We start from the raw sequence: 25,470 nt of genomic DNA, 5'->3' as shown, positions 1-25,470 counted from the left end.
TGCACCTGAGCTCCCGCACCAACCGCCGACCTCGGGGCGGCTCCCGGCCGGGAGCCGCCCCGAGGTGTGTCGGCCCGGGGGTCCCGGGTAGCGGTGCGAAGGTGACCGCGTCCGAGACCGCCCGCACGACGACCCTGCGCCCCACACCGTCCCCGGGTGTCCCGGACCGCCCCCGACGCACCCCGCCGCCGACGTACGTGGACGCCAACCGGGTCTGGGTCGACTCCCGGCTGCGGTTCCGGATCGGCCTCGGGGTCGAGGGGCGGGTGCTGTCCGAGCTGGGTGCCCGCGGGGCGACTGCACTGGACGTCGGCACCGGACGGCGGGGGCTGGGGGCGCGGGTCGCGGTGACCCGGTTGGGGGCCGACGACGTCCGGGCGTTCGACCTGCACCAGGTCTCGGTCGAGTCCTCCCGGCGGGCGCTGGCCGACCTGGGTGACCGGGTGCGGGTGGAGCGCGCCGACGCCACTGCGCTGCCGGTGGCCGACGACGCGGTGGACCTGGTCGTCTCCCTGCACACGCTGCACCACGTCGTCGACTGGCCGGCTGCGGTCGCCGAGTACGCCCGGGTCCTCCGCCCGGGCGGGCAGCTGGCCTACGCGGAGATGACGGCCCGGTTCGTGGACAACCCGGTGCTGCGTGCGGTCTCGCGCCACCCGGCGGACCGCTTCACCGAGGACGAGCTGCTCGCCGCCCTGGAGGGCGCCGGGTTCGACGTCCCCGCCCGGCGGCACCGCAGCCGGGCCGGGGGCTGCTGGCTGCTGGGCGTGGCGACCCGCCGGTGACCCGGCCTGCGCCGTCCCGGCCGCCGGGACGTGTCCTGCGCGTCGCCCTGGGCCTGGTGCGCCGGCACGCCGGCGCGCTCTACACGGCGGCCCTCGCCGCGACGCTGGTGAACACGGTGCCCGACGTGCTGCGCCAGGTCCTGGTCTGGGACGTCCCCGGTCGGGGAGCGGCCCTCGCCGCGGACGTCGTCGGGGTGCTCACGGCGACCGTGGCCCAGCTGTGGGTGACCGGGGTGGCGGTCCGGGTGCTGGGGGTGGGTGGCGGCAGCCGGTGGTCGGGCGCCCTGGTCCGGGGGACCCGCGCGGGGTGGGACGCCGTCCGGCGGGCGCCGGGGACGGTGCTGGCCGGTGTGCTGGCCGGCGGTGCGGTCTCCGCGCTGCTGACCGTGCCGGCCTCGGTGGCCGCGCTCGGGGTCGGCCGGGTGCTGGGGCCGCTGGAGGCACCCTCGGTGGGTGCCTTCTCCGTCGCGGCGGTGAGCGACGTGGTCGCCAGTGCGGTGACGTTGCCGTTCCTGGCCGTCGTGCTGGTGCTCGCCGCCGGGCGGGGCCCCGTCTCGGCGGTTGGAGCCCCCGGCGACCGGGGAAGGGCCCCGGCATGACCGACCCCTGGGTGACCACCCGCCTGTCCATCGGTTCGCTGTCGATGTGGTTGGGCACCGTCGCGCTGTTCGCCCCGCGCCGGATGGCCCGCCTGCTCGGCGTGGACGCCCGGGCCACCCACGAGGACCGCGCCCTGCCGCTGCTGGTCCGGCTGGTCGCCGCGCGCAACATCGCGATGGGTGCGGCGTTGCTGGTCAGCCCCCCGCCGCAGGCGCAGCGCACCACCGAGGTGACGCTGCTGCTCACCGGCGTCGACGCGGCCGCCGTGCTCGTCGCCACCCGGGGCGGGGACACGAGGACGCGCAGTGCCGTGCTGTCCCTGCTGGTCCTGGCCACCTCGGCGGCCGGCTTCGCGCACTGGCACCGCGACTGACCGTCCCGGGCCCTCCCACGGGAGGAGCCGGACCCTCGGGGGCACCAGCAGCATCACCGGGTCCAGGTACACCTCGCCCCGCCGGAGGCCCCAGTGCAGGCAGGCCGCGGCCGGGCACCCCTCGTGACCGGCCGACAGGGTGCCCAGCGGCGAGCCGCGGACGACGGTCTGGCCCGCCGAGACGAGCGGGGTGACCGGTTCGTAGGTGGTGCGCAGCCCGCCGGGGTGGTCCACGCTGACGACCGGCCGACCGGCGACCATCCCGGCGAAGGCCACGGTGCCGGCGCCGGCGGCCAGCACGGACGCCCCGTCGGCACCACCGAGGTCGGCACCGCGGTGGCCCGGGCCGTAGCGCGTCACCGACGGGTCGAAGGCCCGCACCACCGGCGGGGTGCCGCTCAGCGGCCATCCGTACAGCCCGGCCGGCGCCGGGCCGACGGCGGGGCCGGCGCGGGCGGGTCCCGGTGACCCGGGACCCACCAGGAGGACGGCCAGCAGCGTCAGGACGAGCAGCGACACCGGTCGGCCGACCGCGGTCCGTGGGGGGAGGAGCGGGTCGGGGGACACCCCGGCAGCCTCGCCCGCCCACGGGTCGCCGGGACGCCGAGCGTCGAACCTGTGGACGGCGGGTCGGCCTGTGGAGGACCGGCGGGGAGCGCGACCTCCGAGGGCGTATGCTGAGGGACGCGACCGGTCTCCGGACCGGTCGACTTCGCGCGTCCCCATCCCACCGCCACGCGGTGGGGCGGTCGTCACCTCGGTCCCGTTCGTCGGGGGAGTGGCCCGCCGGGACGCCAGGGCGGCGCACCACGAGGTGCCCGCGTCAACCGAGAGTGCGGTCGACCGGCCGGAGGGCCGGGGGCTGCGCACGCACACAGAGAGGCGGCGCCCCGTGGCAGTCGTCACCATGAAGAACCTGCTCGACAGCGGGGTCCACTTCGGGCACCAGACCCGTCGCTGGAACCCGAAGATGAAGCGCTTCATCTTCACCGAGCGCAACGGCATCTACATCATCGACATCCAGCAGACGCTGGGTTACATCGACCAGGCCTACGAGTTCGTGAAGCAGACCGTCGCCCACGGCGGTTCGATCATGTTCATCGGGACCAAGCGCCAGGCGCAGGAGGTCATCGCCGAGCAGGCGACCCGCGTCGGCATGCCCTACGTGAACCAGCGCTGGCTGGGCGGCATGCTCACCAACTTCCAGACCGTCTACAAGCGGCTCGAGCGCCTCAAGGAGCTCGAGGACCTGGAGCAGACCGGTTCGCTGGTCAGCCTCTCCAAGAAGGAGCAGCTGCTCCTCTCGCGTGAGAAGGCCAAGCTCGAGCGCTCGCTCGGCGGCATCCGGGACATGAAGAAGGTCCCGAGCGCGGTCTGGGTCGTCGACACCAAGAAGGAGCACATCGCCGTCGGCGAGGCCCGCAAGCTGGGCATCCCCGTCGTCGCGATCCTCGACACCAACTGCGACCCCGACGAGGTCGACTACAAGATCCCGGGCAACGACGACGCCATCCGCAGCGCCGCCCTGCTCACCCGGGTCATCGCCGACGCCGTCGCCGAGGGCCTGATGGCCCGTTCGGCCGCACAGGCCAACGCCGGTCGTGGCGAGGACGCCCAGGTCGGCACCCCCGCGGCCGAGCCGCTGGCCGACTGGGAGAAGGAGCTGCTGACCGGCGGTCAGGGCGCCGACGCCGCTGCCCCGGCCGACAGCTCGGTCCCGGCCGACGCTGCCGCACCGGCTGCCGACGCCCCCGCTGCCGACGCCCCCGCTGCCGACGCCGTCGTCACCCCCTCGGAGCAGGCCCCCAACGCGGGCGAGCCCGCCGCCGAGGCCACCGCGGAGTCCGGCACCACCCAGGCGTGACACGACGGCGCCGTCCCCCTGTCCATCACCGGACCGGGGGGCGGCGCCGCCGCACGTCCCCAGCACCCCCGAAGGGCCCCGGCCCCGCGCGCTCGCCGCGCCGGACGGACGGGGCCGCCCCCAGCACCGCACAGAAGAGGAAGTGACATGGCTGCTGTCACAGCGACCGACGTCAAGCGTCTGCGCGACGCCACCGGCGCCGGCATGATGGACTGCAAGAAGGCCCTGACGGAGTCCGACGGCGACTACGACAAGGCCATCGAGATCCTGCGCGTCAAGGGCGCCAAGGACGTCGGCAAGCGCCTGGAGCGCTCGACGACCAACGGCCTCGTCGTCACCCGCGACGGCGCGCTGCTCGAGCTCGACTGCGAGACCGACTTCGTCGCCAAGAACACCGACTTCGCCGCGCTGGCCGAGCGACTGCTCGACATCGCGCTGCAGAGCAAGCCGGCGGATGCCGCCGCGCTGCTGGCCACCGAGGTCGACGGCCAGACGGTCGAGAAGCTGGTCGAGGGCGAGTCCGCCCGGATCGGCGAGAAGCTCGTGCTCTCGCGCTTCGTCGTCTTCGAGGGCCCGACCGCGGTCTACCTGCACAAGCGGGCCACCGACCTGCCCCCGGCCATCGGTGTCGCGGTGCAGTACTCGGCCGGCACCGAGGAGGCCGCCCGGTCGCTGGCGATGCACATCGCCGCCGCCCGCCCGCGCTTCCTCACCCGCGACGAGGTCCCGGCCGAGACGGTCGAGACCGAGCGTCGCGTCGCCGAGCAGACCGCGAAGGAGGAGGGCAAGCCCGAGCAGGCGATCGTCAAGATCGTCGAGGGTCGGGTCAACGCCTACTACAAGGACTTCGTCCTCCTGGAGCAGCCCTCCATCACCGAGCCCAAGCGCACGGTGAAGCAGGTCATCGACGAGGCCGGTCTGACCGTCGACCGGTTCGCCCGGTTCGAGGTCGGCCAGGCCTGAGCCACACCCGGACGCAGCCACCGGCCCCGCCCCTGCCCAGGGACGGGGCCGGTGGTCTGTCCGGCACCACCGGCCGCACCGGCACCGAGCCGTGCGGCAGGATCGTCCAGAACCCCACGGCACCACAGACGAGGACCCCCGTGACCCAGACCCCGCCCCTCTCGGCGCCCACCGCCTTCCGTGCCGCCGACGTCGGGGGCTACGACCGGGTGCTGCTCAAGCTCTCCGGTGAGGCCTTCGGGGGTGGCAAGGTCGGGGTGGACCCGGTGATCATCCGGGACATCGCCGAGCAGCTGGCCGTCGTGGTCGCCCGGGGGACCCAGGTGGCCATCGTGGTCGGCGGCGGGAACTTCTTCCGGGGTGCCGAGCTCTCCCAGGCCGGGATGGACCGGGGGCACGCCGACTACATGGGCATGCTCGGCACGGTCATGAACTGCCTGGCCCTGCAGGACTTCTGCGAGAAGGCCGGCATCGAGACCCGGGTGCAGACCGCGATCACCATGGGCCAGGTCGCCGAGCCCTACATCCCGCGCAAGGCGATGCGGCACCTGGAGAAGGGGCGGCTGGTCATCTTCGGGGCCGGGGCCGGGATGCCGTACTTCTCCACCGACACCGTTGCCGCCCAGCGCGCCCTGGAGATCGAGTGCCAGGTGCTGCTGATGGGCAAGAACGGCGTCGACGGCGTCTACGACGCCGACCCGCGGACGACCCCCTCCGCCACGATGTACACCGACCTGGACTACGCGAAGGTGCTCACCGACCAGCTCGCCGTCGCCGACGCCACCGCGATCAGCCTGTGCATGGACAACCGCATGCCCATCGTGGTCTTCAACCTGCTCCGCGACGGCAACATCGCCCGTGCGGTGGCGGGTGAGAAGATCGGCACGCTGATCAGTCGTCCCGCCTGACCCGGAGCGTTCCGGGGTAGGACGTCCCGCACGCTGACCACCCGCTCGTACCACCGGGCCGGCCCGCCGGCCCCCAGGAGGAGAACACCGTGATCGACGACACCCTGCTCGACGCCGAGGAGCGGATGGACAAGGCCCTGTCGGTCGCCCGCGAGGACCTCGGATCGGTGCGCACCGGGCGCGCCGCCCCGTCGATGTTCAACCGGATCGCCGTGGACTACTACGGCGCGATGACCCCGGTGCCGCAGATGGCCTCCATCACCATCCCCGAGGCGCGGATGGCCGTCATCAAGCCCTACGACGCAGGCCAGCTGCAGGCCATCGAGAAGGCCGTGCGCAACTCCGACCTCGGGGTGAACCCGACCAACGACGGGCAGCTGATCCGGGTCGTGTTCCCGCAGCTGACCGAGGAGCGTCGCCGGGACCTGGTCAAGCAGGCCCGCAGCAAGGGCGAGGACGCCAAGGTCGCCATCCGCAACGTCCGTCGCCGGGCCAAGGAGGAGCTGGACCGGATCAACAAGGACGGCGAGGCCGGCGAGGACGAGGTCCGTCGCGCGGAGAAGGAGCTCGACGACCTGACCGCCCAGCACGTCGCGGGCATCGACGAGGCCATGAAGAACAAAGAGACCGAGCTGCTCGACGTCTGAGTCGACCCACCCCGAGGGACGCGCCACCATGCCTGCCAGCCCGCCCGACCCGCTCGACCCCGGCCCGGGGAGTCCTGCGCGCCGGGGGGCGGGCAGCGGTCGCCGGGCGGGCTACGCCGAGCCCGGGGACACCGGCCCCATGCCGCTGATCGCCCTGCAGGAGGTCGACCGCGTGACCGACGGCCCAGGCCGCGAGCCCGACCCCGCACCGGGCGACCGGAGGCACGGCGCCGACGGCGGCCTCCCGGCACCGGGTCCCGGGGACGAGCCGGTGGCCCGGACCGGGGACCTCCCCGAGGTGCCGCCCCCGGCCACCCCGGTCACCGACGACGTCGACGAGCCGCCGCTGACCGCGCTGCCCGGCGCGCTCGGCGCGGAGGCCACCGGTGCCGCCCCGCGGGACACGCCCTCGGGTGCCCCGCGCGCCGGCCGGGCCGGTCGCGACATGGCCTCGGCCGTCGGCGTGGGTCTGGGCCTGGGCGCCGTGGTGCTGGCCACCCTGTTCCTCTACCGGCCGGCGTTCCTGGTCGTCATCGCGCTGGCGGTGGTCGTCAGCGTCACCGAGCTGACCCGGGCCCTGGACGCCGGTGGGCACCGCCCGCCGCTGCCGCCGGTGCTGGTCGGGGGCCTGCTGATGATCGGGCTGGCCTGGACCCGTGGGCCCTCCGGGCTGGTCGTCGGCTTCCTGCTCACCGCCCTCGCGGTGCTGCTGTGGCGGCTGGGTGACGGCCCGAGCGGCTACCTGCGCGACGCGTCCGCGGCGGTGTTCGTGGCGCTCTACGTGCCGTTGCTGGCCGGGTTCGCGGTGCTGCTGCTGGTGCCCGAGGACGGCGTCGCCCGGGTGCTGGCCTTCATCGTCACCGTCGTCTGCAGCGACGTCGGCGGGTTCGCCGCGGGCGTGCTGTTCGGCAAGCACCCGATGGCGCCCTCGGTCAGCCCGAAGAAGTCCTGGGAGGGGCTGGCCGGGTCGGTCGCGGCCTGCGTGCTGGCCGGTGTGCTGCTGGTGACGCTGACCTTCCACGGTCCCTGGTGGGGTGGCGTCGTCTTCGGTGTGGCCATGGCCCTGACGGCCACCCTGGGCGACCTGGGGGAGTCCCTGCTCAAGCGCGACCTGGGCATCAAGGACATGGGCACCCTGTTGCCCGGGCACGGCGGCCTGATGGACCGGATGGACTCCCTGCTGCCGGCCGCGGTGGTGTCCTACCTGCTGCTGACCGCGATCGTCCCGGCCTAGTCCAGGGCCGGCAGGTCCTGTGGCCCCCGCGGTCGGGGCCACGGCACGACGGTCGTCACCGCCGACACGGGCAGCGGTCCGTACAGGTGCGGGAACACCATGCTGGCCGGGTCACCGGGCACGCCGGGCTCCCACCGGACCGGAGCCCCGAGCCGTTCGGGGTCCAGGACCAGCAGCAGCAGGTCGTCGGTGTGGTCGAAGAGCCGCTGGGCCGGCAGGTGCACCTGCTCGGGGGTCGACAGGTGCACGAAGCCGACGGCGGGCAGCGGGTGCACGGCACCGGCGGCCTGCGCGGCGGACCAGTCGGACGGGGTGGCGAGGTGGAGCAGCACGGTCCGTGTCTACCCCCACCTGTCCACCCCGCGCCTGTCCACCCGTGCCAGGCTGGTGGCGTGGAGGCTGATCCGGCGGACCGACCGCTCGACGAGGCCGCGGGACCCACCGAGTGGGGCACCTCGGTCGGGGTCGGGCCGTGGGTGGGTCCCTGGCCCGAGGACCCGCGCTACGACCGTGAGCTGCTGGCTGCGGGTGACCGGCGCAACGTGGTGGACCGCTACCGGTACTGGTCGATGGCGGCGGTCGTGGCCGACCTGGACACCCGGCGGCACCCCTTCCACGTCGCCATCGAGAACTTCGGGCACGACCTCAACATCGGGACCGTCGTCCGGACCGCGAACGCCTTCCTGGCCGCCGAGGTGCACGTGGTCGGCCGCCGGCGCTGGAACCGCCGGGGTGCCATGGTCACCGACCGCTACCAGCACCTGCGCCACCACGCGGACGTCGGCGGGCTGCTGGCCTTCGCCGCCGGGGCCGGCCTGACGGTCGTCGCGGTGGACAACGGACCCGGGGCGGCGCCCCTGGAGACGGTGGACCTGCCCGAGCGGTGCGTGCTCGTCTTCGGCGAGGAGGGCCCCGGGCTCACGGCGCAGGCGCGGGACGGCGCTGACCTGACGGTGTCCATCAGCCAGTACGGGTCGACCCGCTCGCTGAACGCCGGTGTCGCTGCGGGCATCGCGATGCACGGCTGGGTGCGCCGGCACGCCACCCCGGTCGGACCGGCGGGCGAGAGCTGACAGGCGCGGCGTCCGGGGCTCGGCAACCCGTCCCCGCCCGGCCTGCCGGTGTCGCCGGCCCCCGCTGGGCACCATGGCCCGGTGCGCTGCCGGGTCCGGCGCCCGCCGCCCACCGCGACCCCCGAGGAGGCCGCCGTGGACGTCCGCGAGGAGACCGGCTGGGACGCCTCCTGGCTCCCGGAGTGGGTCAGCGGCGACGAGCCGGCCCGCGCCGTCCGCGCGCCGGAGGTGCCACCGAGGACCCCGGTGACCGGTCGGGTGCTCGCCGCGTTGCTCGCGGCCGGCGTCGTCGTCCTGGGTGCGCTGCTCGCCTCCACCGGGCCGGGTGCCCCGGGCCCGGCGACGGCGTCGGCCTCGATCGGCACCCCGGCCGCCGTCGACTCCCCGCCCGCGGTCGTCCCGCTGGCCACCGGCGTCCCGACGACGGCGCCCTCCTCAGCCGTGGGGACGGCGGCCGTGCAGAGCCCGGTCGACGAGGCGCCGCCGCGGACCGCCGGCACGGGCCCGGGGCGGGTGTCCCCGCTGCCCGGCACCCCGCCGACGCCGCCCCCACCGACAGCCGGTCCTGCCGTGCTGCCTCCGGCGGCCACCCCCGCGCCGACAGCGGGGGACCCCGCGGCGACCGGCAGCGCAGCGCCGGTGGCCACCGCGGAGGTGGGTGCCCTGGCGGTCGGCACCGTCCCGGTGTCCGGGGCCGCGCCGTCGCCGACGGAGGCGCTCGACACCGGGCCGACGCCGACCCCGCCGGCACCGCTGCCGACGGACACCCCGACGACCCCCTCGACGTCGGTGACCCCGGTGGACCCCACGACCCCCACGACGCCGACGACCCCGACGTCGCCGTCTGCCCCCACCCCGGGGCCGGATCCGGAGACCCCGGCCGGCGCCTGAACCGCCCGTCCGGGAGGGATCTCACCCCCGCAGGTCAGCCACCGGGGGCCCGGGGGTGGGACAGTGGTGGACGCCATGACTGTTGAGCCCTCGACCGCACCCGTGTCCCTGCCCCTGGTCTTCGACGCCCCGCGCCGCGCCACCAAGCCGCCGCGCCACCTCGCCGACCTGACCCGTGAGCAGGCGCGTGAGGCCGTCTCCGAGCTGGGGCACCCCGCGTTCCGCGCCGACCAGCTGGCCCGGCACTACTACGGCGGTGTCACCGACACCGCGGCGATGACCGACCTGCCGGCCGCCGCGCGCGCCGACCTGGCCGACGCCCTGCTGCCCGGCCTGCTCACGGTCGTCCGGCACCAGAGCGCCGACGGCGGGCGCACCCGCAAGACCCTGTGGCGCCTGCACGACGGTGCGCTCGTGGAGAGCGTGCTGATGCGCTACCCCGGCCGGGCGACCGTGTGCATCTCCAGCCAGGCCGGCTGCGGCATGGCCTGCCCGTTCTGCGCGACCGGCCAGGGTGGGCTGACCCGCAACCTGTCGGCGGCGGAGATCATCGGCCAGGCGGTCGCCGCGGCGGCGTCCATGGCGGCGGGGGAGATCCCCGGTGGGCCGGGCCGGCTGTCCAACGTGGTCTTCATGGGCATGGGGGAGCCGTTGGCCAACTACGCCCGGGTCCGCAAGACCCTCGACGCGCTGCTGACCCCAGCGCCGTACGGCCTGGGGCTGGGCCAGCGCTCGGTCACCGTGTCCACGGTCGGGCTGGTGCCGGCGATCAACCGGCTGACCGAGGAGGGCCTCAACGTCACCCTGGCGGTCAGCCTGCACGCCCCCGACGACGAGCTGCGCAACACCCTGGTCCCGGTCAACACCCGGTGGAACGTCACCGAGGTGCTGGAGGCGGCCGACGCGTACGCCCGCCGGACGGGCCGCCGGTACTCGATCGAGTACGCGCTCATCCGCGACGTCAACGACCAGCCCTTCCGCGCGGACCTGCTCGGTCAGCGGCTGGCCAAGCGGCTGGCGCACGTGAACCTGATCCCGCTGAACCCGACCCCGGGCAGCAAGTGGGATGCCAGCCCGCTGCCCGCCCAGCGTGAGTTCGTGGACCGGCTGCGGGCCCACGGCGTGGCGACGACGGTCCGCGACACCCGGGGTCAGGACATCGACGGCGCCTGCGGTCAGCTGGCCGCCGCCGACCTCGCGGAGTCCGCGGGCATCCCGTCGGTGGCGCTGCCCCAGCCGCAGCTCGAGGACACCGTGGAGCTGGGCGCCGAGCAGGACTGACCGCCCCCCGGCACGACGGCACGAGGCCGGTCTCCCCGCAGGGAGACCGGCCTCGTCGCTGCTGGGCTGCCGGCCCGTGGGCGCAGCCGCGGGGGACTACTCCGAGCGCCAGGCGTTCTTCCGGCGACGCCAGTCCCACACCAGGATCACCAGCAGGATGACGACGAGGGCGTTGAGCCAGATGTTCTCGACGTTGCCCTCGTGGTTGGTGAACTGCATGGAGAACAGCACCAGCGCGGCGATGACGACGCCGATGCGGCCCTTCTTGCCGGTGGTGCCGTGCCAGCCCCAGTCCTCCGGGCGGTCGGTGTCGTGCACCGGCTCGCTGCCGGCCCGCACGATCGCCTCCTCGCGGTTGGACTGGGCGACGACGGTCGCGCTGGTCTGCTGGCCGAGGTGGTCGCGTCCGCTCACCCCTCCATCATGGCAGGCGTGCCCCTGCCCCACACGCCCGCGCCACGGGTCGGCGAGGATGGCGTCGTGAGGACCAGCCGCACGACGAGGCCGACGACGTGAGCACCCCCCGCACGGTCACCCTGCTGGGGTCGACCGGGTCGATCGGCACCCAGGCCATCGAGGTGGCGCGGGCCAACCCCGACCGGTTGCGCGTCACCGGCCTGGCGGCCGGCGGCTCCGACGTCGCCCTGCTGGCCGAGCAGGCGCTGACCCTGCAGGTCGACACCGTCGCCGTGGCCCGCGCGACCGCGGCGCAGGACCTGCAGCTGGCCTTCTACGCCGCCGCGCAGCAGCGCGGCTGGTCGCAGGGCCAGTACCGGCTGCCGGAGATCCTGGCCGGGCCGCGGGCCGCCGAGGAGCTGGCCGCCCGGCCGGCCGACGTCGTCCTCAACGGGATCAGCGGTTCGATCGGGCTGGGACCGACCCTGGCGGCGCTGGGCGCCGGGCGCACCGTGGCGCTGGCCAACAAGGAGTCCCTGGTCGCCGGGGGTGCGCTGGTCACCGCCGCCGCCGCGCCGGGCCAGCTGGTCCCCGTCGACTCCGAGCACTCGGCGCTCGCGCAGTGCCTGCGCGGTGGTGCCCGGGGGGAGGTGGCCCGGATGGTGCTGACCGCCAGCGGCGGGCCCTTCCGGGGGCGCAGCGCCGGTGAGCTGGCCGGGGTCACCGTCGAGCAGGCCCTTGCACACCCCACCTGGGCCATGGGTCCCGTCGTCACGGTCAACAGCGCGACCCTGGTCAACAAGGGTCTGGAGCTCATCGAGGCGCACCTGCTCTTCGACGTGCCGTACGCCGACGTCGACGTCGTGGTCCACCCGCAGTCGATCGTGCACTCGATGGTCACGTTCGCCGACGGCGCGACCATCGCCCAGGCCAGCCCGCCGGACATGCGGCTGCCCATCGCCCTCGCCCTGGCGTGGCCCGACCGGCTGCCGCACGTGCAGCCCGCGCTGGACTGGTCCACGGCCTCGGCCTGGGAGTTCGCCCCGCTGGACGAGGAGGCGTTCCCCGCGGTGCGGCTGGCCCGGGCCGCGGGAGAGGCCGGCGGCGTCGTCCCGGCGGTGTTCAACGCGGCCAACGAGGAGGCGGTCGCGGCGTTCCTGGCGGGTCGGCTGTCGTTCCCAGGGATCGTCCAGACCATCGCGCGTACCCTCGACGAGGCGCCGGACCTCGGCGTACCCACCTGCGTCGACGACGTGCTGGCCGCGGAGACCTGGGCCCGGGAGCACGCGCGCGGCGCGATCGCCGGAGGCTGAGCTGAGCGGGATCCTGCTGACCGTCCTGGGGATCGTCGCGTTCTTCGTCGGACTGCTGGCCTCGATCGGCTTCCACGAGTTCGGGCACTTCTTCTGGGCCCGCAAGTTCGGCATGCGCGTGCCGCAGTTCATGGTCGGCTTCGGGCCGACGGTGTTCTCCCGCCGCCGCGGGGAGACCGAGTACGGCATCAAGGCCATCCCGCTGGGCGGCTACATCCGCATCGTCGGGATGATCCCGCCGGCCGAGGCCAACGAGAGCAAGCGCGCCACCCGGATGCGCAGCTTCATCGCCGAGGTCCGCGGTGCCGCTCTCAACGACGTGCTGCCCACCGACGGCGGGCGGGTGTTCTACGCCAAGCCGTGGTGGCAGCGGGTGATCGTGATGGCCGCCGGGCCGCTGAACAACCTCGTGCTGGCGCTGGTGTTCTTCACCCTGACGCTCACCGCCCTGGGCGCCAACGTGATCACCACCCAGTTGGAGAGCGTCCCGGCCTGCGTGCTGCCGGCCAATGCCGAGACCGCGACCCTGGACCCCGAGGAGACCGACCCCTGCTCGGTCCCGATCGTCACCTCGGGTGCGGACGCCGGCCGGGTGTGCGAAGAGGGCAGTGCTGACTGCGCTCTGCCGCTGGCCAGCCCGGCGGCCGAGGCGGGCCTGCGGCCGGGGGACACGATCGTGGCCATCGACGGCCAGACCGTGGAGCCCACCGGCTGGGACAGCTGGACCACCGTCCAGCAGGCCATCCGCAGCCACCCCGACCAGGCGCTGTCGCTGACCATCGAGCGCGACGGGGACCGGCAGGACCTCACGGTCACCCCGATCCCGAACACCGTCTACGAGGACCAGACCGCCGAGGACGTCATCACCGCCGGTTACCTGGGTGTGAGCCCGGTCTACGGCTTCGCCCGGCAGTCGATCACCGAGCTGCCCGGGTACTTCGCCAACACCGTGAGCCAGTCCGTGGAGCGCCTGCTGGGCATCCCCGAGCGGGTCCCGGCGCTGTTCGGGGCCGCCTTCCTGGGTGACGAACGGGACGAGAACGGCCCCATCGGCATCGTCGGGGTCGGTCGGATCTCCGGTGAGGTGTTCGCCCTCACCGACTTCAGCGGGCTGGAGAAGCTGAGCTTCTTCCTCTCCCTGCTGGCCAGCGTCAACCTGGTGCTCTTCCTGTTCAACCTGCTGCCGATCTACCCGCTGGACGGCGGGCACGTCGCCGGCGCGCTCTACGAGAAGGCCCGCTCCAGCGTCGCCCGCCTCCGCGGGCGGCCCGACCCGGGGCCCTTCGACATCGCCAGGTTGATGCCGGTGGCCTACGTCGTCGCCGGCCTGTTCATCGTGTTGTCCGGGCTGCTGCTCGTCGCCGACATCGTCAACCCCATCACGCTGCAGTAAGAGGACACTGGACCCGTGACCGTCGCTCTCGGCATGCCCATGCCGCCGCCGCCCGTGCTCGCCCCCCGCCGCAAGACCCGCCAGCTGCAGGTCGGCACCGTCGGTGTCGGCAGTGACTCCCCGGTCAGCGTGCAGTCGATGTGCACCACCAAGACCGCCGACATCAACGCCACGCTGCAGCAGATCGCGGAGCTCACCGCATCGGGTTGCCAGATCGTGCGGGTCGCCGTCCCGGACACCGACGACGCCGAGGCGCTCAAGGCGATCGCGACCAAGTCGCAGATCCCGGTGATCGCCGACATCCACTTCCAGCCGCGCTACGTGTTCGCCGCGATCGAGGCCGGCTGTGCCGCGGTCCGGGTCAACCCGGGCAACATCAAGAAGTTCGACGACAAGGTCGGCGACATCGCCAAGGCGGCCAAGGAGCACGGCACCCCGATCCGCATCGGCGTCAACGCCGGCTCGCTGGACAAGCGACTGCTGGCCAAGTACGGCAAGGCCACCCCCGAGGCGCTGGTCGAGTCCGCGCTGTGGGAGTGCTCGCTGTTCGAGGAGCACGACTTCCGCGACATCAAGATCTCGGTGAAGCACAACGACCCGGTGGTCATGGTCCGCGCCTACGAGCTGCTGGCCGAGCAGTGCGACTACCCGCTGCACCTGGGCGTCACCGAGGCCGGCCCGCAGTTCCAGGGGACCATCAAGTCCGCCGTGGCCTTCGGCGCGCTGCTCTCCCGCGGCATCGGTGACACGATCCGGGTCTCCCTGTCGGCCCCGCCGGTCGAGGAGGTCAAGGTCGGCCTGCAGATCCTGGAGTCGCTGAACCTCAAGCAGCGCGGCCTGGAGATCGTGTCCTGCCCCTCCTGCGGGCGTGCCCAGGTCGACGTCTACAAGCTGGCCGACGAGGTCACCGCGGGCCTGGAGGGCATGGAGATCCCGCTGCGCGTCGCCGTCATGGGCTGCGTCGTCAACGGGCCGGGGGAGGCCCGCGAAGCCGACCTCGGGGTCGCCTCGGGCAACGGCAAGGGCCAGATCTTCGTCAAGGGCGAGGTGGTCAAGACCGTGCCGGAGTCGATGATCGTGGAGACCCTCATCGAGGAGGCCTTCAAGATCGCCGAGCAGCAGGCCGACGACGGGGTGGCCTCCGGGGCGCCCGTCGTCAGCGTCTCCTGATCCGTCTCCTCCCGACTCCGGCCGTGCTGCGCGCGCTCCCCGCCCGGGTGCTGGACACCTCGGACGAGCCCGCGGTGCGGGCACTGCTGGACACCGACCCGGTCGCGGCGTGCATGCTCGCCGGGCGCATCGAGACCCACGGGGTCGCCGTCGCCACCCTCGGGGCCCCGCTGTGGGGGCTGGGCACCGGGGGGCGGCTGGACGCCGTCTGCCTGGCCGGGGCGAACCTGATCCCCTTCGCCCGGGCCGGTGCCGAGGCCGAGGCCGCCCGCGCCTTCGCCGACCGCGCCCGGCGTGGGGGACGGCGGTGCTCGACGATCGTCGGGCCGGCGGCCTCGGTGGCGCCGCTGTGGGAACGCCTGCGCCCGCACTGGGGCCCGGCCCGCGACGAACGGGTCAACCAGCCGCTGCTGGCCATCGACGGGCCTCCGTCGGTGCCGGCCGAGCCGAGGGTGCAGCCGGTCCGGCTCGCCCAGCTGGAGACCCTGCTGCCCGCGGCGATCGCGATGTTCACCGAGGAGGTGGGCGTCAGCCCGCTGCGGGTGGACGGCGGGGCCGGCTACCGGGCCCGGGTCACCGAGCTGGTCCGGGCCGGCCAGTCACTGGCCTGGATCGAGCACGGCGAGGTGGTCTTCAAGGCCGAGGTCGGCGCCGTGTCCCGGGCCGCCTGTCAGGTGCAGGGCGTCTGGGTCGCACCTCGCCACCGGGGCCGCGGCATCGGCCAGGCGGGGACGGCGGCCGTGGTCGAGTACGCCCGGCGGGCCATCGCCCCCGTGGTCAGCCTCTACGTCAACGACTTCAACACAGCGGCCCGGGCGGCCTACGCCCGGGTCGGGTTCCGCGACGTCGGCACGTACGCCTCGATCCTCTTCTGAGCTGCGGGGTCCACCCCCTGTCGTGCCCCGTGTCCGCCCTGGACCGTCGGGGGCGTCTGCCAGGGTGGGGGTGTGCGCAGACGACGGGGAACGGTCCTGCTGGTGACGACGGCCCTGCTGGGTGGCCCGGTGCTGGCGGCCTGCACGTCCTCGGCTGACCCGGCGGACGGGGCCCGGGACGCCGCACAGGCGTTCCTGGAGGACTGGAGCGGGGGCGACCTGGCCGCCGCGGCCGGCGGGACCACGGACGCCGCGGCCACCACGACGCTGCTGGAGCAGACCGCCACCGACCTGCCCGAGGCGACCCTGGCCGCGGAACTGGGCGACGTCGAGGTCACCGCCTCCGACGAGGCCGCGGCCACCGCCGGGTGGACCGCGACCTGGGACCTGGCCGCGGCCCCGGACTGGACCTACACCGCCACCCTGGACCTCCGCCGTTCCGGCGAGGGGGACGACGCGAGCTGGCAGGTGGTCGCGGCACCCACGGTCGTGCACCCCGAGCTCGCCACGGGACAGCACCTGCAGCTGACCCGGGCGCTCCCCGAGCGCGCCGCGATCACCGACGCGGCCGGCGCCCCGCTGTTCACCGAGACCGAGGTCGTGGACGTCGGGGTGGACACCGCCCAGGTGACCGACCTGGCGGCCCTGGCCGCCGGGCTGTCCGCGGCCACCGGGGTGTCGGCCGAGGAGATCACCGCTGACGTGCAGGCCGTGCCCAGCGGCCAGTTCGTCCCGGTCATCACCCTGCGCCGTCCCGACTTCGAGGCGGTCCGGGCCCAGGTCTTCGACCTGCCCGGGGCGGTGTTCCCCACCAGCACCCGGTTGCTGGCACCCACCGCGCGTTTCGGTGCCGCTCTGCTGGGTCGGGTGGGTGACGGCACCGCGGAGGTCCTCGAGGAGACCACCGGGGAGGACGGCCGGCCGCTGTACGCCGCCGGCGACCGACTGGGGCTGTCGGGCCTGCAGCGCGCCTACCAGCAGCAGCTGACCGGGACGGCGGGCTTCACCGTCGCCGTCATCAGCCTGGACGAGAGCACCGGGGACACCGGTTCGGTCGTCGGCTCGGTCGACCCGGTGCCCGGCACCCCCGTGCAGACCCCTCTGGTGCCCGCCGTGCAGAGCTCGGCCGACGCCGCCGTCGCCGGCCAGTCACTGGCCACCCACCTGGTCGTCGTCCGGCCCGGCACCGGGGAGGTGCTGGCGGTCAGCTCCAACGAGGCGGCCAACGCCGCCAACGCGCTCACCGGGCAGTTCCCGCCCGGGTCGAGCATGAAGACCATCACCGCCACCGCGCTGTTGTCGGCGGGCACGCTCACCCCGGACACCGCCGTGCCCTGCCCGGGCACCACCGTCGTCGACGGGCGGGAGTTCGAGAACGAGGACCAGTTCGACCTGGGCACGGTGCCCTTCACGCAGGCCTTCGCCCAGTCCTGCAACACGACCTTCATCGAGCAGGGGCTGACGCTGCCCGACGACGGGCTGTCCGCGGCCGCGGCGTCCTACGGCGTGGGCACCGAGTGGCAGCTGCCGGTCGGGGTCTTCTCCGGCACGGTCCCGGCCACCAGCACCGGGACGACCAAGGCCGCCGACGCCATCGGCCAGGGCCAGGTCCTGATGAGCCCCGCGCAGATGGCGCTCGTCGCCGCCGGCATCGCCAGCGGCACCCCGGCCGCGCCGGTCGAGGTGGTCGGCGCCGAGCCCGCCGGTGCGGCGCCCGCGGGCCCCGGGCAGGCGGTGCTCGACCAGCTCCGGCCGATGATGCGCGAGGTGGTGCTGTCCGGTACAGCCACTGCACTGACGGGCCGGGGCGAGGTCTACGGCAAGACCGGGACCGCCGAGTTCGGCACCGCCGTCCCGCCGGACTCGCACGGCTGGTTCGTCGGGTACCAGCTCGGCGGCCCGCAGGGCGACCTCGCCTTCGCGGTCCTGGTGGAGGCCGGCCAGTCCAGCAGCGTCGCGGTCGGCGTCGCCGATGCCTTCCTGGCCGGCCTCGGCCAGTGAGGTCCCTCAGCCGCCGGGGTTGAGCACCTGGTTGCCGATGATCACCGCGGAGATCCCGCCGAACACCAGCACCGCGACCACCATGACGACCAGCCGGTAGCCGCGGACCCGGATCGCCTGGGGCAGCGCGGTCCGGTTGAGCCGGATGAGCAGGATCGAGTAGACGAACATCATGAAGCCGCCGACCACGGAGCTGATCACCAGCAGCACGAGTGGCTGGTCGAACCCGGACAGCAGGACGACGGCGCCCACCACCAGCAAGCCCCAGACGACCGTCGAGTAGATGCGGCTCTCGCTCCAGCGCTCCGAGCCGGCCAGGTAGGTCACCTTGACGGTGTCGGCGACCAGTCGGGCGGTGTAGTCGCAGATGCCCAGCGCGGCCGCGTAGAGCGACACGGCCCCGATCCACCAGAAGAACGTGCCGAACCAGCTGCCCACCGTGTCGGCCAGCACCTGGCCCTCGGTCTGCAGGAAGCTGATGTCGTTGCCGGGGGTGTCGGCACCGAAGACGGTGGCGTAGGCGATGACGGACGTGGCCGAGATGGTGAGCCAGGTGAGGAACCAGAAGCTGACCATCTGCTCGGTGTTGGCGACCCGCCACCAGCCCTTCCACCGGCGCAGGTTGTCCGGGGTGGGCGGGAAGAGGAACCCGGTGGAGGGCTCGGCCTGGTCCTCCCCGGTCACCGGGGACACCAGCCGCGGGATGCGGGCACCCATGCCGAAGCCCTTGTCCCTGATCCAGTTGCTCTGCACCAGGTTCTGCCCGCCGCCACCGCCGGCGAAGGCCAGCGCACCCAGCACCAGGGCCAGGCCGAGCTGGCTGGGCACCGAGCCGAAGTCGGTCACCACCCGGCGGGTCTCGGCGACGTCGTCCGCGCCGACGACGGCGACGAAGGCGATGACGATGAACGCCAGCACCGCGCCCACCTTGACGAACTCGATGCGCTCGACTGCGGTGTAGACCACCGGGGACAGGGTCAGCACCAGCCCGATCGAGCCGAGCATCAGCAGCGCGATGAGGGTGACGTCACCGCCGCCGACGGCGTAAGTCAGCACGGTGGCCGAGCTGGTCGCCCACCCGGGCCACAGGTTGGCCAGGATCGTCAGCAGCCCGAAGACCAGGCCCCAGTGCCGCCACAGCCGGGAGAACCCGGTGAGCGCGGTCTCCCCGGTGGCCAGGGTGTAGCGCTCGATCTCCATGTTGATGAACAGCTGCAGGGTGACCCCCACGAACGCCGCCCACAGGAACGACAGCCCCACCTCGCTGGCGATGTAGGGGTAGAGCACGAACTCACCCGACGCCAGCCCGATCCCGGCACCGATGACGCCGGGACCCAGCACCTTGCGCAGCGGCCGGGGCTCGGGCAGGTCGGCGGTGCCGGGCATCGGCAGCCGGCCACCGGCGGTGGGGAAGGTGCGCCCGGGTTCCTGCGCGGCCAGCGGGTCGGCGGCGGACTCGGCGGGTGGGTCGGCGGGACCGACGTCGTCTCGTGCGGACATGCAGCCGATCCTGGACGGCGCACAGCCCTCTCGCAGGTCGTGGCCCGCGGGTGCCTCAGGCGGGCAGGCCGGGGGTGGCCGCGGTGACCGGGCTCAGCCCCGCGCGCGTCCGCCAGGTGACAGCGCGCACCTCGGCGGCCGAGGCCTCGACGACCGCCAGCTCACGGGTGGTGCGCTGCGCGGCCTGGTCGAGCACCCAGACCCAGGCGGCGGTCGTGCCCTCCTCCAGCACGGCGGCCAGTCGGCAGGCGTCGACGTCGGAGAGCAGCGGGAAGGGCAGCGCGTAGGCCGGTCGCGCCGCGACGGGCTCGGCCCCCCGGTCCAGCAGGAGGGCGCCGACCCGGTCCCGCAGGTCCCGGTGCGCCTCCTGCGCGGCGACGACCTCGCCCCGGGTCCCCGGGGTGAGCGCCGCGCCGACCGTGCCGTAGCCCCAGACCGCGGCGTGCTCGGCGGCCAGGGCGTCCTGCAGTGCCGCGTCCTCGGCCCGCGCGGACCCGGCCTCGGCGGAGGTCGTGGGGGAGGTCGTGGCCGGTGTGCCCGTCGAGTCGCCGGGGCCCGTCACGCCAGCTGTCCGTCCTGGCCGCGCAGGCCCGCGGCGATGCTCCCGAGCAGGGCCGCCCGGGCACCGCTGAAGGCCACGCACGCAGTGGCGTGCGAGGTGGCTGCGGTGGCGACCTGGGTGCGCAACGTCGCCCGGGCGGCCACCGCGTCCCCGGCGACGGCTGCCGGAGCCGGGGACGGCCCTGACGACGCCCCTGGAGACGGGGCCCCGGACGGCGGGGGTCCCGACGCCGAGGGCGCGGCCGCCCGGAGCCGGGTCAGCTGCGCGCGGGCCTGGTCGGCCAGAGCGGCGACCTCGGGGGCCGAGACCAGGGCGACCTCGTAGGCCGCGACCAGATCCTCCTGCACCGCGACCTGGCCGGCCAGCTGGTCGACCTGGGCCGGGGTGACGGCGTCGGCACCGGCCGGCTCGTCGGCCGAACAGCCGACGGCGAGCAGCACCGGAGCCACCCCGAGCGCGGTCAGCACGGTGCGCCGGGTGAGGGCACCGGCGGGGCGGGGGAGGGGGGCCGGCGCGGACATCGGGCCCATCCTGGCAGCCCACCGCCCTGCGGGCGTGGCGGTGGGCACGTCCGGCGGGGCGCCGTCGTCCCCCTGCGGGCGGTACCGTGGGCCCCTCCGGTGCGGCGAGTCCCCTCCCGCCACCCGTCCGCCGCGGCCGCGCCGCCGTCGCGACGGGCGCCACGGCCGGCGCACGGCCGTGTCCGACCCGGCCGCCGACCGCCACCCGTCCCACCGCACCACCACCGACCGCAGCCCGAGGAGGCACCAGGTGTCCAGCACAGGACCGCGTACCGGCCCGGCCGCGACCGATCAGCTCACCGGCTGGTTCACCCCCGTCGTGCACGCCGCCGGGTACGACCTCGAGGAGCTCGTCGTCCGGGCCGCGGGCAACCGCTCCGTCGTCCGGGTCGTCGTCGACCGGGACAGCGGGGTCAGCCTGGACGACGTCGCCGAGGTCAGCCGCGCGCTGTCCGACGTGCTCGACACCGAGGACGACGACCCGGACACCACGCCCTACGTCCTGGAGGTCACCAGCCCCGGGGTCGACCGCCCGCTGACGCTGCCGCGGCACTGGCGGCGCAACGTGGGGCGCCTGGTCACCGCGACCGTGGGCGGCGCCGACCTGATCGGCCGGGTGCTCTCCGTCGACGAGGACGGCGTCACCCTGGCCGTGGAGAAGGGCGGGGCCAAGAAGGGCCAGGTCCGCAAGGCCGCCGGCGACCGGACGCTGACCTGGGCCGAGGTCGGCGAGGGCCGGGTGCAGGTGGAGTTCAACCGCCCCGAGGGCCACCGGGACGCGGGCCTGGTGCCCGAGTTCCCCGATGACGACACCGACGACGACTCCGAGCTCACCGCCGACGACGTCGACGACGAGCTCGACGGCACCGACGCGATCGAGCCCGACCAGCACGAGGACGACCAGCACGAGGACGGCCAGGCCACCCCGGCCGGCGTCCAGGACAGAGGAGACCAGTGAACATCGACGTGACCGCCCTCAAGGCGGTCGAGCGGGAGAAGGGCATCCCCGCCGACACGGTGCTCCAGGCCATCGAGAGCGCCCTGGTCACCGCCTACCGGCACGCCGACGGCGCCGCCAAGCACGTCCGCGTGCAGATCGACCGCAAGAGCGGCGAGGTCGCCGTGCTGGCCCAGGAGCTGGGCGAGGACGGCGAGGTCGTGCACGAGTACGACGACACCCCCACCGACTTCGGCCGGATCGCGGCCAGCACCGCCAAGCAGGTCATCGTGCAGCGACTGCGCGACGCCGAGCACGAGCAGACGTTCGGTGAGTACATCGGCAAGGAGGGCGACGTCGTCGGCGGCGTCGTCCAGGCCCACGAGCGCCGCAACAGCGAGGGCACCGTGCTGCTGGACATCGGCAAGGTCGAGGCGAACCTGCCCCCGGCCGAGCAGGTCCCCGGCGAGGAGTACCCGCACGGCAGCCGGCTGAAGGCCTACGTGGTGTCGGTCGCCCGCACCTTCCGCGGCCCGCAGGTCACCGTCTCGCGTTCGCACCCCAACCTGGTGCGCAAGCTCTTCGCCCTCGAGGTCCCCGAGATCGCCGACGGCAGCGTGGAGATCGTCGCCGTGGCCCGCGAGGCCGGTCACCGCTCCAAGATCGCCGTCCGCACCTCGGTGCCCGGGCTGAACGCCAAGGGCTCCTGCATCGGCCCGATGGGCCAGCGGGTGCGCAACGTGATGAGCGAGCTGCACGGCGAGAAGATCGACATCGTCGACTGGTCGGACGACGAGGCCACGTTCGTGGCGTCGGCCCTCTCCCCGGCGCGGGTCACCAGCGCGCGCGTCGTGGACCCCGCCGCCCGCGCCGTCCGGGTCGTCGTGCCGGACTACCAGCTGTCGCTGGCCATCGGCAAGGAGGGCCAGAACGCCCGCCTGGCCGCCCGGCTCACCGGCTGCCGCATCGACATCCGCAGCGACGCCCAGCCCGAGTCCGAGGACACCGTCTCCCCGGGCGTCGGTCGCGCGCCGCTGCGCTCGGCCCCCCGTCCGGCCGGCGAGACCGGCGGCCTGCCCGGTCGCGGCGGGCCCGGCGCCCCCCGCGGGGGACCCGCCCGGGGTGGTCAGCGCCCCGTCGTCCGTCGCCCGGAACACCGCGGGCCCTCGGCGCGCTAGACTTTGCGATGGCCGAAACGCCGATCCCGGTCCGCACCTGTGTGGGGTGCCGGCGACGCGCTCCGGTCACGGACCTGCTGCGCGTCGTCGTGCGGGAGTCCCGGCTCACGCCGGACCCCGCTCGCCGGCTCCCGGGCCGGGGTGCCTCCGTGCACCCCACCCCCGAGTGCCTGCGTGCCGCGGACCGTCGTCGGGCCTTCCCGCGCGCACTGCGACGCAGCGCTCCGCTGGAGACCGACCTGCTCGAGAGCCACGTCCAGGCGCTGTCACCCGACAGCGCCGGGGCATGAGCCGCACCGGAGCAGACCAGCACCACCGTCGGACCGACACCCGGTCGGTCCGCTCGTCGAGAGCAGGACGTCCTCGGATGACCCACCCGTGAAGTCGCACCTGTGACTGAGCAGAAGACAATGCACAACTGATACCGAGGTCGAGCGGGCCAGCCGCCGGCCTCACCACTGAGGAGACCCGTGCCAGGCAAAGCCCGCGTCCACGAGCTCGCTAAAGAGCTCGGTGTCGACAGCAAGGCCGTACTCGCCAAGCTCAAGGAGCAGGGCGAGTTCGTGAAGTCCGCATCGTCCACCGTCGAGGCCCCCGTGGCCCGCCGCCTGCGTGAGGCCTACGGGTCCACCGGCAGCGGCAGCGGTGCCCCGACGCCCGGCCCGCGCCCCGGGCCCCGTCCCGCGCCGGGCGCCGGTGGCCCGCGTCCCGCGGCCGGTCCCGGTGGGCCCCGTCCCGCTGCCGGTCCTGGTGGGCCCCGCCCCAACCCGGGCATGATGCCGCAGCGCCCGAGCCCGGGCATGATGCCCGGCCGCGCTGCCGGTGGCGGTCGTCCGGGTGCTCCCGGCGGCCGTGGCCGTCCTGGTGGCGGCCCCGGTGGCCCCGGTGGTGCCGGTGGCGGTTTCCGCCCCGGTGGCGCCGGTGGCGGCGCACCGGCCGGCGGCTTCCGCGGTGGCGGCGGTCGTGGCCGTGGTCGCGGTGGTTCCGGTGCGGGTACCGCGGGTGCCTTCGGGCGTCCCGGTGGTCGCGGTCCGGTCCGTGGGCGCAAGAGCAAGAAGCAGAGGCGTCAGGAGTTCGACTCCATGGCGGCGCCCTCGATGGGTGGCGTCAGCCTGCCCCGCGGCAACGGACAGACCGTCCGGCTGCCCCGCGGCGCCTCGCTGACCGACCTCGCCGAACGCATCAACGCCCAGCCGGCCGCGCTGGTGACCGCCCTGTTCCACCTGGGCGAGATGGTCACCGCCACGCAGTCGGTCAACGACGAGACGTTGCAGCTCCTCGGTGCCGAGATCGACTGGGTCATCCAGGTCGTCAGCCCCGAGGACGAGGACCGCGAGCTGCTCGAGACCTTCGACCTCACCTTCGGTGACGAAGAGGGCGACGAGAGCGACTGGGACTGGCGTCCGCCGGTCGTCACCGTCATGGGTCACGTCGACCACGGCAAGACCAAGCTGCTGGACGCCCTCCGCCACACGAACGTCGTGGCGAAGGAGGCCGGTGGCATCACCCAGCACATCGGCGCCTACCAGATCGTCACCGAGCTGGACGGCAACGAGCGTCCGATCACCTTCATCGACACCCCGGGTCACGAGTCGTTCACCGCGATGCGTGCCCGTGGCGCGAAGGTGACCGACATCGTGGTGCTGGTCGTGGCCGCCGACGACGGCGTCATGCCCCAGACCATCGAGGCGCTCAACCACGCCCAGGCCGCCCAGGTGCCGATCGTGGTCGCGGTGAACAAGGTGGACAAGGAGGGGGCCAACCCCGCCAAGATCCGCCAGCAGCTCACCGAGTACGGCCTGGTCGCCGAGGAGTACGGCGGCGAGACGATGTTCGTCGACGTCTCGGCCACCACGCGCCAGGGCCTCGAGGAGCTCGAGGCCGCGGTGCTGCTGACCGCCGATGCCTCGCTGGACCTGCGCGCGAACACCGAGCAGGACCCGCAGGGTGTCGTCATCGAGGGCAAGCTGGACAAGGGCCGTGGCCCCGTCGCCACCGTGCTGGTCCAGCGCGGCACGCTGCGTGTCGGTGACTCGATCGTGGCCGGTGACGCCTACGGGCGTGTGCGGTCGCTGCTCGACGAGCACGGCAACAAGCTCAAGGAGGCCCTGCCGGCCCGCCCCGTGCAGGTCGTGGGTCTCACCTCGGTGCCCCGCGCCGGCGACACGTTCCTCGTCGTCGAGGAGGACCGGACGGCCCGGCAGATCGCCGACCGCCGTCAGGCCCGCATCCGCAACGCGCAGAACGCCTCGGCGCGCAAGCGGATCAGCCTCGAGGACCTGGACGCGGCCCTCAAGGAGAGCCGCGAGCTCAACCTGATCATCAAGGGCGACAACTCCGGCACCGTCGAGGCGCTGGAAGAGGCGCTGATGAAGATCGAGGTCGACGACGACCTGTCGCTGCGGGTCATCCACCGCGGCGTCGGCGGCATCACCAAGAGCGACATCGACCTGGCGCTGGCCGACGACGTCATCGTCCTGGGCTTCAACGTCCGGGCCGAGGGCCAGGCCACCGAGCTCGCCAACCGCGAAGGCGTGGACGTCCGGTACTACTCGGTCATCTACCAGGCCATCGAGGAGATCGAGGCCGCTCTCAAGGGCATGCTCAAGCCGATCTACGAGGAGGTCCAGCTGGGCCGCGCGGAGGTCCGCGAGGTCTTCCGGGTGCCCAAGATCGGCAACGTCGCGGGTTCGCTGGTGCGCAGCGGCACGATCGTGCGCAACAGCAAGGCCCGGCTCATCCGCGACGGTGCAGTCGTCGCCGACAACCTGTCGGTGGACTCGCTGCGCCGCTTCAAGGACGACGCGACCGAGGTCCGCGAGGGCTACGAGTGCGGCATCGGGCTGGGGTCGTTCAACGACATCAAGCCCGAGGACGTCATCGAGACCTTCGAGCTGCGCGAGAAGCCGCGCGACTGAACGAGGACCCCGCTGCCCCCGCGCCGTGCTCTGCACGGCGCGGGGGCAGCGGGGCCGTTCCAGTCCTGAGCGAGCGGGTCGGCGGGA

At 74.1% G+C, this 25,470-nt stretch carries 25 protein-coding genes and 2 pseudogenes; 21 read left to right on the top strand and 6 right to left on the bottom strand.

All coding sequences use genetic code 11. From position 1 onward, the window contains the following. Positions 1 to 101 precede the first annotated feature (101 nt). Genes AC0IVP_RS02070 through AC0IVP_RS02060 form a run of 3 tightly spaced genes read left to right on the top strand, consistent with a single transcriptional unit; the run spans position 102 to position 1,758 of the window. Complete coding sequence (locus AC0IVP_RS02070; protein ID WP_471754213.1) at positions 102 to 785, top strand: class I SAM-dependent methyltransferase; 684 nt, start codon at positions 102 to 104, stop codon at positions 783 to 785. Further along, the gene (locus AC0IVP_RS02065; RefSeq protein WP_471754211.1) at positions 782 to 1,384 is read left to right on the top strand and encodes a hypothetical protein; all 603 of its coding nucleotides are present in this window, start codon (positions 782 to 784) and stop codon (positions 1,382 to 1,384) included. Before AC0IVP_RS02070 ends, AC0IVP_RS02065 begins: the two co-directional genes overlap by 4 nt. Beyond that, positions 1,381 to 1,758: a DUF4267 domain-containing protein gene (locus AC0IVP_RS02060; RefSeq protein WP_056288064.1), complete on the top strand. Its 378-nt coding sequence runs from the start codon at positions 1,381 to 1,383 to the stop codon at positions 1,756 to 1,758. Before AC0IVP_RS02065 ends, AC0IVP_RS02060 begins: the two co-directional genes overlap by 4 nt. Before the next feature lie 69 nt (positions 1,759 to 1,827). On the opposite strand, the pseudogene AC0IVP_RS02055 reads toward AC0IVP_RS02060, so the two are convergent. After that, a pseudogene (locus AC0IVP_RS02055) lies at positions 1,828 to 2,484 on the bottom strand (murein hydrolase activator EnvC family protein); the annotation flags it as partial. A gap of 166 nt (positions 2,485 to 2,650) precedes the next feature. Here AC0IVP_RS02055 and rpsB point away from each other — a divergent pair. From rpsB to AC0IVP_RS02030, 5 genes are all read left to right on the top strand, one after another. Continuing rightward, complete coding sequence (gene rpsB / locus AC0IVP_RS02050; protein WP_471754209.1) at positions 2,651 to 3,622, top strand: 30S ribosomal protein S2; 972 nt, start codon at positions 2,651 to 2,653, stop codon at positions 3,620 to 3,622. Positions 3,623 to 3,769: 147 nt separating this feature from the next. Further along, positions 3,770 to 4,585 (top strand): translation elongation factor Ts, encoded by an 816-nt coding sequence (tsf, locus tag AC0IVP_RS02045; RefSeq protein ID WP_056288058.1) that lies wholly within the window; start codon positions 3,770 to 3,772, stop codon positions 4,583 to 4,585. A 140-nt stretch (positions 4,586 to 4,725) separates the two neighbouring features. Continuing rightward, a complete protein-coding gene (gene pyrH / locus AC0IVP_RS02040; RefSeq protein ID WP_056288055.1) occupies positions 4,726 to 5,493 on the top strand; it encodes a UMP kinase in 768 nt (255 codons plus the stop codon). Between the two features lie 89 nt (positions 5,494 to 5,582). Continuing rightward, the gene (frr, locus tag AC0IVP_RS02035) at positions 5,583 to 6,140 is read left to right on the top strand and encodes a ribosome recycling factor (RefSeq protein WP_056288050.1); all 558 of its coding nucleotides are present in this window, start codon (positions 5,583 to 5,585) and stop codon (positions 6,138 to 6,140) included. Positions 6,141 to 6,168: 28 nt separating this feature from the next. After that, positions 6,169 to 7,374, top strand: a complete 1,206-nt coding sequence (locus tag AC0IVP_RS02030; RefSeq protein ID WP_471754207.1) for a phosphatidate cytidylyltransferase — start codon at positions 6,169 to 6,171, stop codon at positions 7,372 to 7,374. Here the strand turns inward: AC0IVP_RS02030 and AC0IVP_RS02025 are convergent. Then, the gene (locus tag AC0IVP_RS02025; RefSeq protein WP_471754205.1) at positions 7,371 to 7,706 is read right to left on the bottom strand and encodes a DUF952 domain-containing protein; all 336 of its coding nucleotides are present in this window, start codon (positions 7,704 to 7,706) and stop codon (positions 7,371 to 7,373) included. The two genes, AC0IVP_RS02030 and AC0IVP_RS02025, sit on opposite strands and share 4 nt — an antisense overlap. Before the next feature lie 60 nt (positions 7,707 to 7,766). Here AC0IVP_RS02025 and AC0IVP_RS02020 point away from each other — a divergent pair, with 60 nt between their 5' ends. From AC0IVP_RS02020 to rlmN, 3 genes are all read left to right on the top strand, one after another. Next, positions 7,767 to 8,447 (top strand): TrmH family RNA methyltransferase, encoded by a 681-nt coding sequence (locus tag AC0IVP_RS02020; protein WP_471754203.1) that lies wholly within the window; start codon positions 7,767 to 7,769, stop codon positions 8,445 to 8,447. An 81-nt stretch (positions 8,448 to 8,528) separates the two neighbouring features. Continuing rightward, a complete protein-coding gene (locus tag AC0IVP_RS02015) occupies positions 8,529 to 9,338 on the top strand; it encodes a hypothetical protein (RefSeq protein WP_471754201.1) in 810 nt (269 codons plus the stop codon). Positions 9,339 to 9,413: 75 nt separating this feature from the next. Next, complete coding sequence (rlmN, locus tag AC0IVP_RS02010; RefSeq protein ID WP_471754199.1) at positions 9,414 to 10,619, top strand: dual-specificity RNA methyltransferase RlmN; 1,206 nt, start codon at positions 9,414 to 9,416, stop codon at positions 10,617 to 10,619. Between the two features lie 96 nt (positions 10,620 to 10,715). On the opposite strand, the gene AC0IVP_RS02005 is transcribed toward rlmN, so the two are convergent. Beyond that, positions 10,716 to 11,033 (bottom strand): DUF2631 domain-containing protein, encoded by a 318-nt coding sequence (locus AC0IVP_RS02005; RefSeq protein WP_056288036.1) that lies wholly within the window; start codon positions 11,031 to 11,033, stop codon positions 10,716 to 10,718. A gap of 98 nt (positions 11,034 to 11,131) precedes the next feature. Here AC0IVP_RS02005 and dxr point away from each other — a divergent pair, with 98 nt between their 5' ends. From dxr to AC0IVP_RS01980, 5 genes are all read left to right on the top strand, one after another. Further along, the gene (gene dxr / locus AC0IVP_RS02000) at positions 11,132 to 12,328 is read left to right on the top strand and encodes a 1-deoxy-D-xylulose-5-phosphate reductoisomerase (RefSeq protein ID WP_056288033.1); all 1,197 of its coding nucleotides are present in this window, start codon (positions 11,132 to 11,134) and stop codon (positions 12,326 to 12,328) included. 1 nt (position 12,329) lies between these two features. After that, positions 12,330 to 13,721, top strand: coding sequence for a M50 family metallopeptidase (locus AC0IVP_RS01995; protein WP_471754334.1), 1,392 nt, complete (start codon positions 12,330 to 12,332; stop codon positions 13,719 to 13,721). A 15-nt stretch (positions 13,722 to 13,736) separates the two neighbouring features. Beyond that, the gene (gene ispG, locus AC0IVP_RS01990; RefSeq protein ID WP_056288025.1) at positions 13,737 to 14,891 is read left to right on the top strand and encodes a flavodoxin-dependent (E)-4-hydroxy-3-methylbut-2-enyl-diphosphate synthase; all 1,155 of its coding nucleotides are present in this window, start codon (positions 13,737 to 13,739) and stop codon (positions 14,889 to 14,891) included. 23 nt (positions 14,892 to 14,914) lie between these two features. Next, complete coding sequence (locus tag AC0IVP_RS01985; RefSeq protein WP_471754197.1) at positions 14,915 to 15,766, top strand: GNAT family N-acetyltransferase; 852 nt, start codon at positions 14,915 to 14,917, stop codon at positions 15,764 to 15,766. A 102-nt stretch (positions 15,767 to 15,868) separates the two neighbouring features. Continuing rightward, on the top strand, positions 15,869 to 17,767 hold the full coding sequence (locus AC0IVP_RS01980) for a penicillin-binding transpeptidase domain-containing protein (RefSeq protein WP_471754195.1): 1,899 nt from the start codon (positions 15,869 to 15,871) through the stop codon (positions 17,765 to 17,767). 6 nt (positions 17,768 to 17,773) lie between these two features. On the opposite strand, the gene AC0IVP_RS01975 is transcribed toward AC0IVP_RS01980, so the two are convergent. Genes AC0IVP_RS01975 through AC0IVP_RS01965 form a run of 3 tightly spaced genes read right to left on the bottom strand, consistent with a single transcriptional unit; the run spans position 17,774 to position 20,350 of the window. Further along, entirely contained in the window at positions 17,774 to 19,267 is a 1,494-nt protein-coding gene (locus AC0IVP_RS01975) for an Nramp family divalent metal transporter (protein ID WP_471754193.1), read from the bottom strand. 55 nt (positions 19,268 to 19,322) lie between these two features. Beyond that, complete coding sequence (locus AC0IVP_RS01970; protein WP_471754191.1) at positions 19,323 to 19,829, bottom strand: ferritin-like domain-containing protein; 507 nt, start codon at positions 19,827 to 19,829, stop codon at positions 19,323 to 19,325. Next, entirely contained in the window at positions 19,826 to 20,350 is a 525-nt protein-coding gene (locus tag AC0IVP_RS01965) for a hypothetical protein (RefSeq protein ID WP_471754189.1), read from the bottom strand. The genes AC0IVP_RS01970 and AC0IVP_RS01965 overlap by 4 nt, the downstream gene beginning before the upstream one ends. 250 nt (positions 20,351 to 20,600) lie before the next feature. On the opposite strand from AC0IVP_RS01965, the gene rimP reads away from it, so the two are divergent. From rimP to infB, 5 genes and pseudogenes are all read left to right on the top strand, one after another. Further along, the gene (gene rimP, locus AC0IVP_RS01960) at positions 20,601 to 21,308 is read left to right on the top strand and encodes a ribosome maturation factor RimP (RefSeq protein WP_471754187.1); all 708 of its coding nucleotides are present in this window, start codon (positions 20,601 to 20,603) and stop codon (positions 21,306 to 21,308) included. Then, entirely contained in the window at positions 21,305 to 22,465 is a 1,161-nt protein-coding gene (gene nusA, locus AC0IVP_RS01955) for a transcription termination factor NusA (protein ID WP_056288013.1), read from the top strand. The genes rimP and nusA overlap by 4 nt, the downstream gene beginning before the upstream one ends. 8 nt (positions 22,466 to 22,473) lie before the next feature. Beyond that, entirely contained in the window at positions 22,474 to 22,755 is a 282-nt protein-coding gene (locus AC0IVP_RS01950; RefSeq protein WP_471754184.1) for a YlxR family protein, read from the top strand. A gap of 180 nt (positions 22,756 to 22,935) precedes the next feature. Then, a pseudogene (locus tag AC0IVP_RS01945) lies at positions 22,936 to 23,079 on the top strand (translation initiation factor IF-2 N-terminal domain-containing protein); the annotation flags it as partial. A gap of 468 nt (positions 23,080 to 23,547) precedes the next feature. Then, on the top strand, positions 23,548 to 25,383 hold the full coding sequence (gene infB / locus AC0IVP_RS01940) for a translation initiation factor IF-2 (protein WP_235564441.1): 1,836 nt from the start codon (positions 23,548 to 23,550) through the stop codon (positions 25,381 to 25,383). Positions 25,384 to 25,470 lie beyond the last annotated feature (87 nt).

It is taken from the genome of Klenkia sp. AC732, assembly GCF_979256525.1.
Note: the sequence above shows the minus strand (reverse complement) of the source record. Positions and strands in the feature narration are given on the sequence as shown.